The sequence below is a fragment of the Acidithiobacillus sp. TH-A35 genome (genome assembly GCF_057473505.1).
In genome coordinates this window covers 1-14728 of the sequence record NZ_JBYCKR010000021.1, presented here as the reverse complement: position 1 = coordinate 14728, position 14728 = coordinate 1, and the positions used below count along the sequence as shown (strand labels likewise).

Genomic DNA, 14728 nt, shown 5'->3' with positions numbered 1-14728 from the left:
CACCGCCGCCCGCAGAATTTTGATCTCTTCAGGATCCTTAAACAGCCGCATCTCATGGATCAGATCAGCAACATCGACCACTTCCAGCGGGTAGCGCACACCCTGGCGAATCTTGCTCTTGGCGACATTACGCCAGTGCATTACCCGCGCGTCGAAATCCGTGGACTGACCCATGGGATAAAACAGTAGTTCCCGATTTTCCAGCAGTTGTGGAAGGACATCATTCAGGTCATGAATCGAGAGGCAACGATCCACCTGACATTGCTCTTGAGCACCCTCCAGCCCAGCACGACGCCCATCCCAGGTTTCCCGCTCCGGGTCACGCGGACGACAGAACAGGATCTGCTCCCCATCAGCGCGCCCAGGAACCAGTACCAGCACGGCCTCAGGCTCCACGAAGCCGGTCAGGTACAAGAAGTCGCTGTCACCACGAAACGGATACTGCACGTCGCTGTTACGGCTCTTGGGTGTGGCGGTGGGTATAATCGCGACACCGGCGGTGTGCATTTTCTGCATCAGATGACTGCGGCGAGCAGAATAATCAGGATGGGGTAAATTGAGTTTGGGCATGGGTGGAATGGCGCTTTACTGCATAGCCGCTTCAACCTGTTTGGCAAATGCCGGATCGCTCTGCGTCTGCTTGAGCAGGCTGGAGTACTGCTCCGCTGTCAGATGATTACTGGCAAGGATACTGTTTACTCTGGTCATGTAGGATTTTTTCAACTCTTCCCGCTTGGTGGCGGTGATATTCTTCTGACTCAGGGCGCTGTGGACCTGTTCGTTAAGTGGCTTGATCCCCCGAACCGCAGCCGCAAAATTCTTTATCTCAGCAGGGCTTGCCACGGCACCCGCAGTCATTGCAGTGCGCACCAATCCTGGCGCCGATGTCTCCATACCAGAGGCGAACGCCATACTGGTCCCCAGACCAAACAGACCCAAAGCAAACAGAGCGGTCCCTGCAAATCCACACCTGGATGAATGAAATACGCCCTGTGCAGCAGAGTAAATGGTAGACTGTTGCATAATAACTCTCCTCTCAGACTATCAGAAAAAATGCAAGAATAGCTTCACATATCAGTAAATTATGTGATTTCTCATGCGCACTCCCAAGCCACCCTAACCGCTCCGAAAAGATATTGCAAGCTATCCGGCCGACGGCTATAGTGCAGCAGACGCGCAGGGGCTTACTCTCCGTCGAAAGCCGCCTCTATCGCGTCGCCAAGACGGGCGGCCGGACACAGCTTAAAAGCAGAGGCGCTCAAAATCTTTTCGCCACGCGGGAGAATAGCGCCCGTGAAGCCCAGCTTGATGGCTTCACGTATCCGCGCTTCGGTAGCCGCCACCGGACGCACTTCTCCCGCAAGGCCGAGTTCACCAAAAACCACCCGGCGCCCCTCTAAGGGTTTATTGCGAAAACTGCTGAGCAGGGCCAGGGCTACCGCCAGATCGGCGGCGGGTTCGTTGACTTTGATTCCACCTGCGATATTCACAAAAACATCCTGATCAAAAAACATACTGCCACCGTGACGATGCAGGATGGCCAGCAGGAGGGAGAGGCGGTTAGGGTCCAGGCCGATGGCGACCCTGCGGGGGTTAGCCAGCGGACTCGGCGTCACCAGAGCCTGCACTTCCACCAGAAGCGGGCGGGTCCCCTCCTGCGTCGCCAGCACCACGCTCCCTGCTACGGGTCGATCATGCTGCGACAGGAAGAGCTGCGAAGGATTGGCGACTTCGCTCAGGCCCTCTTCATGCATCTGAAAAACGCCCAGCTCGTTGGCAGCGCCAAAGCGATTTTTGATGGCACGCACAATCCGGTAGGGACTACCCGCCTCCCCTTCAAAATAGAGGACAGTATCCACCATGTGTTCCAGCACGCGCGGACCAGCGATGGCCCCTTCCTTGGTCACATGTCCGACCAGCCAGACCGTGGTGCCCGTAGCTTTGGCGAAACGCACCAGACGGGCCGCGCACTCCCGCACTTGCGCTACCGAGCCAGGGGCCGATTGCAGCGTGTCGGTATAGACGGTCTGGATAGAATCCACCAGCACCAGTGCGGGTCGCTCTGACTGGAGCAGACCCTCAATCGCTTCAAGATGGTTTTCGGCGACCACCCGTACGGAGCTCTGGCCCAGCCCCAAGCGCTGCGCGCGTAAGGCGACTTGTGCCGCGGACTCCTCCCCGGTGACATAAAGCACCTTACTGGCCTGGGCCAGATGATGGGCGGTCTGAAGCAGGAGGGTGGATTTACCGATACCCGGTTCCCCGCCCAAGAGAATGGCGGCTCCCGGCACCTGTCCGCCGCCCAGCACCCGGTCGAGCTCTGCCAGACCCGTCGTGCTGCGCCCCACATCCGTGATCGGCACCGCATGCAGAAATTGCGGCGGACTGGCCGTGGCATAGGTGGTTTGGGATTTGGCCCCGACCTTCTCCACGCGCTGCTCGACGAAGCTGTTCCAGGCGCCACAATCCGGGCAGCGTCCCAGCCATTTGTTGCTGGTACTGCCGCATTCCTGACAGACAAAGAGGGTTTTGTCGCGGCTCATGAGATCAACTGGCGCGGAACGCGCATCTGCATACGACAGCTCAATTCATAGGAGATCGTATCGAGTCTTGCCGCCAGGGATTCAAGGGCTGGTCCGCCAGCCCCCATGAGCACGACGGAAGCCCCGATTTCCGCCGACACGGTCGTCAAGTCTACAAAAAGCATATCCATACTCACTCGTGCCAAAGCCCGGGTAGCCTGTCCGGCCACTGTAACCGGCGCCTCCGAACCCAGGTGACGCGGATAGCCATCACCGTAGCCTGCCGCCACGACCCCCACCCGACAGTGCGCAGGAGCCTGCCAGGCAGCACCATAGCCCAACCAGTCACCGGGGGCGAGCTCGCGGATGGCCACCACTGCACTGCGCCAGGACAGAACGGGTTGCAAGCCGATCTCGCTACCAGTGTGCCCGGCGAAGGGCGAAAGCCCGTACAACATGAGTCCGGGGCGTACCCAGTGCTGATGGGTAAAGGGCAGCGCCAGTACCCCCCCCGAATTGGCGAGGCTGTGCTGACCTGCGGTGGCGTGGCCGACGTGCGCAATGGCCTCGGCGAAAACACCTGCCTGTTGACGATTGAAGGGGTCGTCCGGCGTATCGGAGCGGGCGAGATGACTCATCAGCCCCAGCACCTGCCAGCGGGGATAGCTTTGCAAAGCGGCAAACAGGGCTGGTAACCGTTCCGGGGTAAAACCAAGCCGGTGCATACCCGTATCCACCTTGATAAACAGGTGCAAGGTAGCATCGGCAGCATGGGTCTCCAGCCACTGCAACTGGCGTTCTTCGTGGATAACGAGCAGATAGCCCCGCGCCGCCGCAACGGCGACCTCCTCCGCGTCAAAAGGCCCCCCGAGCAGACAAACCGGCCGCTCCAGACGCAGTGCATGAAGTGTTTCCGCCTCTTCCAGGGAGGCCACCGCAAAGGCGTCCACTCCGGCCTCAGCCAGCACTGGGGCGCAAAGCGTCACCGCATGCCCATAAGCATTCGCCTTCACCGCCGCCATAATTTGTGCGTGTGGTGCATATTCGCGCACCACCGCTACATTATGGCGCAGCGCGGCAGCGGAGATATCGGCAACAATCGGGCGGGTCATGGACTAATGATACACCCCAAAGCGCGAAAAAATCCCGCGAAAGAAATGCATGGACGGCGCGCTGGTGATCCGGCTTGGTGCACGCAACTAATGCCCGAAACTATCCCCGGACGGCGCATAATTCTCAAAGCGGGTATATTCACCGAAGAAGCTCATCCGCACGGTCCCGATGGGTCCGTTGCGCTGCTTACCGATGATCACCTCGGCAATGCCCTTCACCTCTTCCTTGTCCTTGTAATACACCTCATCGCGGTAAAGGAAGAGAATCAGATCGGCGTCCTGTTCAATAGCGCCGGATTCACGCAGATCGGACATCTGCGGACGCTTTTCGGTACGGCTTTCCAGACTGCGGTTGAGCTGCGAGAGCGCAATCACCGGGATAGACAACTCTTTGGCCAACGCCTTGAGCGAACGGCTGATCTCGGAAATCTCTGCGACCCGATTGTCCCCCCTCCCCGGCACCTGCATGAGTTGCAGATAGTCGACCACAATCAGCGCCAAACCATGCTCTCGCTTCAGCCGACGCGCCCGCGAGCGCAAATCCGTCGGCGTCAGCGCCGCCGAGTCGTCCGCAAACAACGGCGCATTGCCGAGTTCACCGATGGCATGGGCGATGCGCGGCCAGTCATCATTACCCAGGCTGCCATTGCGCAAGCGGTGTTGGTCCACCCTCCCCCGCGACGAGAGTGCCCGCAAGACGATCTCGTCCGTCGGCATTTCCATGCTGAAAACCGCCACCGGCTTGCCTTCATTACAGGCGACATGCTCAGCTATATTCATGGCGAAAGAGGTTTTGCCCATACTCGGACGACCGGCGACGATGATGAGCTGGCCCGGGTGCAGGCCGGAGGTTTTCTCGTCCAGATCGGCAAAGCCTGTGGACAGACCCGTGACGCCTTTTTTCTCGCGGGCGATGGTCTCGATCCGGTCGATGACCGCCGGGAGTGCATCCTTGAGTTGCTTGAAGCCTTCACCGGCCCGCTGCTGCCCTTCGGCGAGCTGAAAGACCCGGCTTTCCGCCTCGTCCAACAGTGCCTGGGCTTCCCGCCCTTCCGGACGATAGGCGAGCTCGGCAATTTCCCGACCAACCCGAATGAGATCGCGCAGGGTAGCCCGCTCCCGCACGATGCGTGCATAGGCGAGCACATTGGCCGCCGAGGGTGTCTCGTTGGCCAGCATGAGGAGATACTGCACCCCGCCCACCTCAGCAAGTTGCTCGTGATCTTGCAACCACTCGGAGACCGTGACGGCGTCTACCGCCCGCCCGGCACCCAACATGGCACTGATGGCCTGGAAAACCTGGCGGTGACGACGCTCATAAAAATCTTCGGCCGTCACCGCCTCGGTCACTTGATCCGCTGTATCGGGATCAATCAGCAGGGCACCGATGACGGATTGCTCCGCCTCAATAGAGTGCGGCGGTGCCTTAACCCCGCCGCCATAGTCCGCAGACTCGAACACTCCGCCGTCCCCGCCAGCGCCGGGGTCAGGCGCGCTCGACGAACACCATCACGTCCAGCTCCACTTCCGGGTGCAGATGCAATCGCGCCGGGAATTCACCTATCCGCTTGATCGGGCCATCCGCCAAGCGGATTTCCGAATGGGCCACTTCATGACCCAGAGCCGCCAGCGCAGCGCTGATATCATGCAAGCCCACTGAACCAAACAAACGGCCATCTTCGCCCGCCTGCAAGGCGATTTTGACCACGGCTTCCGCCAACGCGGCAGCGCGTTTCTGAGCCGCCTGCAAACGCTCTGACTCGACATGCTCCAAAGCCGCTTTACGCGCGGCAAAGTCTTCCAGATTGCGCTGGTTGGCCACTATGGCCTTCCCCTGCGGCACCAGAAAATTGCGCCCATAGCCCGGTCGCACTTCGACCACATCACCCAGACGCCCCAACTTGTTGATACGTTCCAGCAAAATCACTTTCATTTCAAATCCCTCCAAAAAATTCCTTGCAAAACCGCTATCAGGACCGCGAGCCGACAAGCCGTTGGCGCAAGTGAAAAACACGATCCACAATGCCCAGCACAGCAACCACCAGCAGGAACTGTGAAAGCAGGATCAGTCCAATATAAAAAGCCGCCAGCGCGATCAGGGGCCAGCCCCTTGACGCAAACCACAGGTGCACAAAACTCAGGCCCTGCAGCAGATACAGGCCGCCGACCAAAATGGCAAGGTTCTGTACCGGCCATAGCGCATTGCCATGCAGCAGGCCGATGCCCAACAACGTCACGACGAGCAACCAGATCAGCCGATCCGGCAGCACCCAGTCCCGAAACACCCGCTGCGGCACCAGAATACCCTGGAAACGTTCGCGCCAGCGACTGGCCAGCAACGCTGCCAGCGTCCAGAGCAGCGCCATACCGGCGGCGAGAATCCCTGGCATCAAGCGGATCATGTCACCCAATATCTGGCGCTGTGTCGTACTTAACTCTTTACGCGCTGGCGCCAGCAAATGTTCCATCTGCGTTTGCCAGAAGGCCGGACCCACCCCTTGCGGTATGACCCAAAGCGAGAGCACCAGCGTTAAAACAGACAAGCCGATAGTCACCCAAACTACCCCGCCCCACTGCAGGTCCCACTGCAAGCCTTCCCCCAACAGCCGCCCCGGCAGCCAGGCCACCAAAGCAAACGCCACACCATACCACGGGTTCAGTGTAAACAGTGCGGAGGCGACCCCGGCAATCAGCAGAACCTCGAAGCTCTCCTTGCGTCCGGCCTGCAGGGTAACCAGCGCCACCAAAGCGATGCAGTTGAGCAGTAACGGCCCGGCAAGAAAGGGGACCAGTCCCGCAACACTAAAAAGTACAGCAATACTGATGCCGGCTTGCCAGCGTCCGCTGAGAAACCAGCGCAAGACCCCACCTTCTGTCTGCGCCGCCACCGGAACGCCAGTGCCTTAACGCACGACGTAGGGCAATAACGCCAGAAAACGGGCGCGTTTGATCGCTGTAGTCAACTGCCGCTGATACAAATTGCTGGTTCCGGTAATCCGGCTGGGGACGATTTTACCCGTCTCACCCACATAGGCCTGCAAGGTTTTCAGGTCCTTGTAGTCGATCTCTTTGACGCCTTCTGCCTTGAAACGGCAGAACTTACGGCGACGGGTAAAGTTACTGCCACCGCCACGCTTGTCGCCATCACTATCCCGATCTCTGTCCCGATTAAATGCCATCTGAAATCTCCTTGATTAAGCCGTTACTACGGCTTCATTATCGCTGTGGTCCGGCTCGCTCTCGCCTTCGGCGGTTTCTTCACTGCGGTCACGACGATCCGTCTCATCGCGGGCCAGGAAGGAAGGGACGGTGACAGCTTCATCGCGGGCCAAAATCAGGTGGCGCAATACCGCATCGTTGAAGCGGAAGGCGTCTTCCAGCTCAGCCAAAGCGGCCCCGGTGCATTCCACGTTCATCAGGACATAATGGGCCTTGTGGGCCTTCTTGATGGGGTAGGCCAGTTGCCGGCGACCCCAGTCTTCCAGACGATGGAAATGCCCGCCATCGCTCTCGATCATGCCGCGATAGCGCTCAATCATCTGGGGAACCTGCTCACTTTGGTCAGGATGGACCAAAAACACAATTTCATAATGACGCAAAAGTTGCTCCTTATGGTTCACTGCGGAGTCCGGGCGCCTATCGCCCGAACAAGGAGTAAAAGGTGAGGGCGTATTCTAATACGCGCCGCGGGAAAAACAAGGGGTTAACCTTTTGGTCTGCGCGTCAGCCAGCGCATCCGGGGGCCAGAGCCCGCAATTGCTCGATCTGCTGCAGACAGCGCGCCCGGTCTGTAGCAGACAGGGGTGATGTCGTGGCGTTGCCGCCGAGTCTCTCCAGGCGGTCACCCGTCGGGAGCTTATCCTTGGACTGTAAATGGGTGACTGCCATTTGCGCGCCCTCCGGATCGTTACAGATCAGCAGTAAGTCCGCGCCTGCCGCCAGTGCCGCATCCACCCGCGCCGCCATATCGCCGACTCCATGCGCACCCGCCATGCTGAGGTCGTCACTGACCACCACACCAGTGAAGCCCATATCTTTGCGGAGAATGTCCTGCAGCCAGCGCAACGAGAAACCAGCAGGGCGTTCAGTATCTACCTGGGGATAGAGACAATGCGCGGGCATAATCGCCGGAATCCCCGCAGCAATCAGGGCAGCGAAGGGCTGGAGGTCTTCCTGAATGGCGCTGAGCGGACGCTCATCCAGAGGTAAATCGAGATGAGAGTCTGTGGCTACCGCACCGTGACCGGGAAAATGCTTTGCGACCCCCTGCAAACCGGTCCGTACCATACCCTCCCAGAACGCTACCGCGATAACACCCACCCACTCGGGGTCGCGATGGATGGCACGGTCGCCGATCACCGCAGAAACACCGCGATCCAGATCTACACAGGGGGTAAAGTCCATGTCCAGGCCGAGCGCCCGGAGTTCTGTACCGAGTAGAAGCCCCCAGTCCCGTGCCGCCGCCTGCGCCTTTTCCAGTCCATCACGATCCGCCAAACGACCCAGAGTCGCCATGGGTGGGAAGCGCGTCACCCCGGCACGCAGTCGCTGCACCCGCCCCCCTTCCTGATCAATACCGATGAGGAGCGGCGGAGAACGCAGCGCATGCAATTCGCCGCACAGGGCGCGCACCTGTTCGGCATCGACACAGTTGCGGGCAAAAAGGATGACGCCTCCCACTGCCGGCTGGCGCAGCATCGCGCATTCTGCGGCGGTGGGCTGCAGACCGGCAATATCGACCATCAGCGGACCCCGTGTGGGGCGCTGCAGCTCAGTCTGTAGCGGCATGGGGGGTGGACTCCTGCGTACTGGCCTGCGCCTTGGCCTGCGCCTTGGCTGCGGCACGGGCCTTGGCTTCTTCCTTGTCCACCTCTTCGTTCTGCACCAACTGCATATCCGGCGGCATGGAAATCGGCAGAGCAATACTCGGTGGCTGGCTGGGAATACCGCGCACATGCACGGGCACGATCATCATACTGAAACCGTCATGCTGCAGGCGATCCTGCACGATAAAGCTGACTTCATCATGCAGCAGTCCGTGGAAGGGTCCCTGCACAGACGTATCAATCACCCGCCCGGCAAAGAAGATGCTCTGCGGAAAATAACGGATAGCGACATTAGCCAATTCCTCCATCGCCAGGATACGGTCGGTGGAGTAGGTGGCGAACCAGGTTGCCGCCATCCCTTCGTTGCGGCAAAAGGCCATATACTGGTTGGCCTCAGTCTCTACATACACCTTCAGGTCTTCCAGGGCCTTGATACCCTTAAACTCACCCTGACCCACAATACCCGCCAGCAGGAACACATAGTTCTTGACGAAGCCACTGACCATACGGTGCGCCGTCAGCAAGGTATGCAACCCCAGGCCGTCAAAACGGCTGACAAAAAATACGGCAGTGGCGCCACGCGGATCCAGGGGCAGGTTGGGGCCGGACTCCAGATGTTCGGGCACCACATCCAGCATGGTTTCGTCCAGTTCGGCGGTGATTTTACTGATACTTTTGTAATGGCGATAGATCAAATATCCGAGACCCACCACAATCGCGGTGACCAGCAGGGTGAACCAGCCGCCCGCATCGAATTTCTCGAAAATGGTGATGGCAAGAATAGATGCCGTGACCATAAAGCCCAGAACACTGACGGCAAGTCGGCCCCGCCAGAGTGGCTCCTGATGCCGCTGGGCAAACCAGTGCCGGCTCAATCCCGCCATGGTCAGGGTAAAGGTGATGAATACATTGATGCTGTACAGCACCACCAGGATGCTGACGTGTCCGCCCGTCGCGAGGAGGATGGCAATAGCCGCAAAGCCAATGAGCAACACGCCATTGCGCGATACAAAACGATCCGACAGGTAGGAAAAGCGTTCTGGCAACCAACGATCGACGGCCATATTCGCCATGACGATAGGCGCCGTGATAATACCCGTATTGGCGGCGATGAAGAGGAGCAGGCCCTCGCTAATCAGGGTAAGCAGTGTCGCCGTCGAACCGAAGGGGATGCCCCCCACCGTCCACCCCTGGGTAATCGCGCCGTAGAGCACGGCATTCAGGGTTTGCCCCTGCTGGCCATGCACGTGGTACATCAGGTACAAAAAAATCAGACTGCCCGCGACCAGAGACAGAGACGTCGCCAGCAAGGTCATCGTGCGCTGGCCAGTCTGCACACGCGGCTCACGCATGATATGCACGCCGTTGGCTACGGCTTCCAAACCCGTATAGGTACCACCACCCAGGCTGAAGGCCCGCAATATCAGGGCCACAATAAAGATCCAGCCGTATTGCATGCTGTCATGCCGAACACCCGCAACGGTGTTATAGGCGATGGCCGGCACGGCTTCCACGTGGCTCAGCAGACCCCAACCGAGGAGTATGGTGTGGGTCAGGACGAAAGCCATAAAGATCGGCAACAAAATCTTGATGGATTCCTTCATACCGCGCAAATTGATGAAGATCAGGAATAGCAACGCAGCGACATCCAAGAGAATGCGCTCGCTGTACCAGGAGGAAGGCATGGTACTCAGCAGCGCCTCGGTACCCGATGCCACCGAGATCGCCGCCGTTAAAATGTAATCGACAATCAAAGCGGCGCCACTGACCAGACCCGCCTTCGGCCCTAACAGGGTAGATGCGGTGTGATAACCACCCCCACCGTCGGGAAAAAGAGCAATGACCTGTTTGTAACCTGCCGAGATGATAAACACCGAGAGCGGGATGCCGATGGCCAGAAAAACGGCCAGATATTCATGTCCCTTCAGGGCATAGTAGATTTCCGGAGGACCATAGGCGGAGGAAGACAGGGCATCGGAACCCAGGCCGACCCAGGCCAGAAAGGCCGCGAGCGAAAGGTTCTCGAAGAGTTTGGGGTTGAACACGTTTACGGCGCGACGAAAACGGGGTAAGCGGATCCAGGCCACTCAGTGCCTCCTAGCGGGGGAACGCAGCGGTGGCTGCAGGCCGATAAAAACAGGGGTGTTTACAGGACATGCTGCAAAGAGCATGCATACCGCATCCGGCGCCATCCGCACACAGCCCGCCGATACCGGCTGGCCGAGATGATCCACATCGGCAGTGCCGTGGATGTAGATATAACGGCGGAAGGTATCCTGAAAGCCACCACGATTAAAACCGCTTTCGCTGCCGGAGAGCCAAAGAATGCGACCAAGAATCCAGTCTTGCCGCGGCTGGCCCGCCGCCCACTCCGGGCTGCAACAGGCACCGGTCCAGCGTCGGCCGCGCAGGATTGCCGTCGTGGGCAGGCCTTCACCGATGCGCGCGCGCACTACATGCCATCCGCGCGGCGTGCAACCGCTGTCACGCCGTTCACCGAGTCCATTACGAGCCGTGGATATGACATACTCCGAGCGCGGCTCAGCGCCGCTCATCTCGCGCAACCGCTGGGCGGAGACATCCACCCAGAGCCAGCGTGGGGGCATTTCAGCGCTCAAAGAGGGCGATGGATTCGACATGGGCGGTATGGGGAAACATGTTGACGACGCCAGCCGCTTGCAGATGATAGCCGCGTTCGTGTATCAGATACGCCGCATCACGGGCCAGGGTCGCCGGATTGCAGGAGACATACACCAGGCGGCGGACGCCGGGGGTTAGACTGCGCAGCACTTCAATGGCGCCACTGCGGGGCGGGTCGATGAGCATTTTGTCGATGGCGCCCGCCGGAGCAAAATCTTCCATCTGCGCCTGGGTGAGATCGGCTACGGCATATCGGGCTTTATCCGCCAGGCCATTGGCGGCGGCATTCTCGGTGGCCAGCGCGACCAACCGGGCATCCCCTTCAATGCCAAGCACCTGCGCTCCCAGTCGGGCAATAGGTAGGGTAAAATTCCCGAGCCCGCAGAAGAGATCCAGGATCTGCTCTCCCGGTTGCGGCTGCAGCAGCGCCATGGCGCGGCGCACCATCACCTGATTCACCGCCTGATTGACCTGAGTGAAGACCAGCGGATCAAAACGCAGGCGCAACTGATAATCCGGCAGGTCGTAATGAAGGGGTTCCGGCTGCTCCGGCCATAAAGGATGCAGGGTCTCCGGCCCGCGCGGCTGCAACCATATCTGCAGGTCGTGTTGCACACCAAAAGCACGCAAGTGCTGCAGATCGCTTTCCGCCAGCGGCCGCATGTGACGAAACACCAGAGCGACAGCATCCGGCGTGGCGGCCACTTCAATCTGCGGAAAATCCTGGGGCGATTGCATCTGCCCGATCAGCGCCCGCAGGGGCAGAATGCGTTGCCCGATGCGCAGGTCAAGGGTCAGACATTGCCCCATATCCACGACATAACTGCTGTTGCGTTCGCGGAAACCGACCAGTGCGCCCCGAGTTTTTGGCGTCCGCACCGAGAGTCGCGCCTTGCTGCGATAGCCCAGGCTCGGGCCATGAATGGGGGGCAGGACGCGTCCGGGGCGGACCTTGCCGATGCGCCAGAGATTATCTTCCAGTTGTCTTTGCTTGATAGCCACCTGCGCCGCTGGCTCCAGATGCTGCAGGCTGCAGCCCCCGCAGACGCCAAAGTGCGGACAAGGCGGCGACACCCGCAGGGAGGATGCTTTGACCACTTGCAGCAACTCGGCACGATCAAAGCTCTTGTGGTCCTGAGTACGCCGTGCCCAGACCCGCTCGCCGGGCAACGCCCCATCGACAAAAAGCACTTTGCCCTCTACACGGGCAATCCCGCGTCCTTCGGCATCCAGACTTTCGATAAACACCTGCTCAGGCTGAGCGTTATGAATGGGCTTGGGACGCGACATGCAGATTCTCTGGCCACAAGGTGAGAAATTCCTGGACGTGGGCCTCGTCCCGGCTTTGTAAGTAAGACCGCAATTGCGTCTGGCAGGCATCATAAGCCGATTTGTCGAGATGCCCGCGGGTCAGCTCAAAACGCAGATGGACCAGGGCTGTGTTCAGCACATCGACTTCGCAGTAGTGGCGGATGCCCGCCAGCTCTCCGGCCTGATAACGGGTCCAGACCTCCGCGCCGCTCATCCCCAGCTTGCCAGGCAGCCCCAACAAGAGTGCCACGTCCTGGAGGCGGGCGACATTGCGCATCTGGTAGGCAGAGAGGATGTCCATGAGGTCGAGATGGCGCTCGTGGTAACGGCTGGTGTAATTATTCCAGCGATAACTCTGATCGGTCTGTCCCTGCTCCCAGTAGCGGGCCGCAGGGATACCGTGGAGCAGGGCGCGGTAATGCAGTACCGGGAGGTCAAAGGCCGCTCCATTCCAGGAAACCAGTTGCGGAGCATGACGCTGGATGAACTGAAAGAAGGCAGCGACGAGAGTGGCTTCGTCATCGTCCGCCTTGCCGAAACTGTTGAGCTTGACCTGCTCGCCCTGCCACCAAAGAGCAGAAATAGCCACGACCCGATGCAAATAAGGGCGCAGGAACTCCGTCGCGCCCTGGGTTTCGATGCGGCGCTGGTGCTGCAGCAATTCCGCCACGCCCGCGTCATCCCCCAACGCAATGTCGTGCACCCGCCGCCCACCGGCAACGTCGGGCACTGTCTCGATGTCAAAAACCAGAATATTCTGCAAGATGGTGACTATTTCTTCTGCCACTGACCACTGGGCGACTGGTACCAGTATCCTGCGGGTGCTTTGTCGATCCAGGCCTCGGCAAAAGTCTGCTGAATTTGCCCCGCCCACTCGGGATGACCATTGGCATCAGCTATCTGCTGATAGAGATTGCTGAGCGCCTGATTATAACTGGCCACCAGCCCATTGAGCGGAGCCCGCTGCGGCAGCGACACGGCTGCCGCATCATGGATCGTCACCTGACCATTGGCCGTGTAACCTACCGCGCCGCTGACAAAGTAAGGATGCATTTGCGTCGCCAGTGCCTCCACCTGCGCCCGCGCCGATTGCACCCCGGGACTGGAAGCATCGAGGTTCGCGGCAGCCTCCGCCGTGCCGCTGATGGCCGAGAAGCCCATGGCCAGCAGGTAGCTGGCCGCATGGTAGGGGGATGCCATGCTCAGGGAATCCGTAGCCGAAGCGGCGGATCGGGCAGGCGGCGCCGGTGCCGATACTGCCGGAGCAACCGGGGCCTGCAAGGCACCCTTGGCAGCGGCCTTATACACCTCACCGACCACCTGATCCGCCAGTTTCTGGGCCGCCGCAGCCGGAAAGTAAATGTTGACAGTCACACAAGCGGACAGCGCCATAAGCAATCCCAGTGCCAGCACACTGCGCCAGCCCTGCGTTTTCAGCCAACCCTGCTTTGTCATTTGCTCACTCTCCTGTACCGACTTGGGCACCACTATGCATGGCGGTTTTCAGACGCGCCAGCAACTCGTCCCAGTCCACCCGGCGATTGTACCCCACTATATCCACCCTGGGCAGCCCTTGCCCCTGAAGGATCACAAAACCCGAATCCTCTGTCCCCACTCCGGACAATTCGGCGACACCATCCTGGAGATGCACACCCATCCCCAGATGCGCGTATGCAAAGGTCTTAAACATCCGTAGAAACATGCCCTGAAAAAATCCGCTGATGCCGTTACCGCCGCCCAACCTGGTAAGACTCTGGACCGCCGCATAGCTGATTTTCTGAGACACGCCATGAACGGGAACCGTATGAAACTGCGCCTGAAAAGCCTCCGGCGACCAGTTCAGCAGGGTGAGATTTTTTACGTCACCATTGAGCACCCCGCTGATGTAGCCAAAGTGGAAGGCGTCAGTCAAGGGCTTCAGTTGCAACCCGGCAATCCCGATGTTGGCCCGCAGCAGGGGCAAAACACCGAGGAAATTCTCAATATGCAGATCGCCCACCCGCACCTCGCCTCCGAACACCTGGGCGGAAAGTGCGCCGCTGGTGGTGATGTCTCCCGCGTGATACTGCAGTTCCGGGATGGTGGCCGATACCGTCCCGGTAAACGGCGGCCAATGCATGATCTGGGTCAATTGGGCCATGCTGACCCCTCGCAAGTCGCCGCTCATGCTAAAACCCGACCGGGGTCCCGCCCAACGTGCCGCCAGATGCCGAAAATGCAGTTCGCCCCCCAGCAGGGCCAGGGTGAAAGGCTGTTGCAACTGAAAGCCCTGGGGATTGAGGACCAGCTCCGCATGCAGCGCGCCCGCCGGAATATG

The 14728-nt window shown here is 59.7% G+C and carries 15 protein-coding genes and 1 pseudogene; all 16 read right to left on the bottom strand.

Going from position 1 to position 14728, the window contains the following annotated elements:
* Nucleotides 1–570, bottom strand: a 570-nt coding sequence (locus AC2VNK_RS01090; protein ID WP_486882494.1) for an aminopeptidase P N-terminal domain-containing protein, incomplete at its 3' end; no start/stop codon positions are given.
* A 15-nt stretch (nt 571–585) separates the two neighbouring features.
* The gene (locus AC2VNK_RS01085) at nt 586–912 is read right to left on the bottom strand and encodes a DUF4168 domain-containing protein (protein WP_486882493.1); all 327 of its coding nucleotides are present in this window, start codon (nt 910–912) and stop codon (nt 586–588) included.
* A 272-nt stretch (nt 913–1184) separates the two neighbouring features.
* Nucleotides 1185–2543 carry a DNA repair protein RadA gene (gene radA, locus AC2VNK_RS01080; protein ID WP_291524751.1) on the bottom strand — a complete coding sequence of 453 codons (1359 nt, stop codon included), beginning with the start codon at nt 2541–2543 and terminating at the stop codon, nt 1185–1187.
* Nucleotides 2540–3634: an alanine racemase gene (alr, locus tag AC2VNK_RS01075; protein ID WP_486882492.1), complete on the bottom strand. Its 1095-nt coding sequence runs from the start codon at nt 3632–3634 to the stop codon at nt 2540–2542. The genes radA and alr overlap by 4 nt, the downstream gene beginning before the upstream one ends.
* An 87-nt stretch (nt 3635–3721) precedes the next feature.
* Nucleotides 3722–5095: a replicative DNA helicase gene (gene dnaB, locus AC2VNK_RS01070; RefSeq protein WP_291524069.1), complete on the bottom strand. Its 1374-nt coding sequence runs from the start codon at nt 5093–5095 to the stop codon at nt 3722–3724.
* A 25-nt stretch (nt 5096–5120) separates the two neighbouring features.
* A complete protein-coding gene (gene rplI / locus AC2VNK_RS01065; protein ID WP_291524071.1) occupies nt 5121–5567 on the bottom strand; it encodes a 50S ribosomal protein L9 in 447 nt (148 codons plus the stop codon).
* Between the two features lie 37 nt (nt 5568–5604).
* Complete coding sequence (locus AC2VNK_RS01060) at nt 5605–6522, bottom strand: DUF2232 domain-containing protein (protein ID WP_486882491.1); 918 nt, start codon at nt 6520–6522, stop codon at nt 5605–5607.
* A gap of 15 nt (nt 6523–6537) precedes the next feature.
* Entirely contained in the window at nt 6538–6813 is a 276-nt protein-coding gene (gene rpsR / locus AC2VNK_RS01055) for a 30S ribosomal protein S18 (RefSeq protein WP_291524075.1), read from the bottom strand.
* Nucleotides 6814–6828: 15 nt separating this feature from the next.
* Nucleotides 6829–7233 (bottom strand): 30S ribosomal protein S6, encoded by a 405-nt coding sequence (gene rpsF, locus AC2VNK_RS01050; RefSeq protein ID WP_291524077.1) that lies wholly within the window; start codon nt 7231–7233, stop codon nt 6829–6831.
* Between the two features lie 124 nt (nt 7234–7357).
* Nucleotides 7358–8422 carry a beta-N-acetylhexosaminidase gene (gene nagZ / locus AC2VNK_RS01045; RefSeq protein ID WP_486882490.1) on the bottom strand — a complete coding sequence of 355 codons (1065 nt, stop codon included), beginning with the start codon at nt 8420–8422 and terminating at the stop codon, nt 7358–7360.
* Nucleotides 8406–10547, bottom strand: a complete 2142-nt coding sequence (locus AC2VNK_RS01040; protein WP_291524081.1) for an APC family permease — start codon at nt 10545–10547, stop codon at nt 8406–8408. The genes nagZ and AC2VNK_RS01040 overlap by 17 nt, the downstream gene beginning before the upstream one ends.
* On the bottom strand, nt 10548–11066 hold the full coding sequence (locus AC2VNK_RS01035) for a L,D-transpeptidase family protein (protein WP_486882489.1): 519 nt from the start codon (nt 11064–11066) through the stop codon (nt 10548–10550).
* A 1-nt stretch (nt 11067) separates the two neighbouring features.
* On the bottom strand, nt 11068–12390 hold the full coding sequence (gene rlmD / locus AC2VNK_RS01030; RefSeq protein ID WP_486882488.1) for a 23S rRNA (uracil(1939)-C(5))-methyltransferase RlmD: 1323 nt from the start codon (nt 12388–12390) through the stop codon (nt 11068–11070).
* On the bottom strand, nt 12365–13198 hold the full coding sequence (locus AC2VNK_RS01025) for a 3'-5' exonuclease (RefSeq protein WP_291524087.1): 834 nt from the start codon (nt 13196–13198) through the stop codon (nt 12365–12367). The genes rlmD and AC2VNK_RS01025 overlap by 26 nt, the downstream gene beginning before the upstream one ends.
* Nucleotides 13183–13866: a DUF1318 domain-containing protein gene (locus tag AC2VNK_RS01020; RefSeq protein WP_486882487.1), complete on the bottom strand. Its 684-nt coding sequence runs from the start codon at nt 13864–13866 to the stop codon at nt 13183–13185. Before AC2VNK_RS01020 ends, AC2VNK_RS01025 begins: the two co-directional genes overlap by 16 nt.
* A 4-nt stretch (nt 13867–13870) precedes the next feature.
* Nucleotides 13871–14728: pseudogene (locus AC2VNK_RS01015) on the bottom strand (hypothetical protein); the annotation flags it as partial.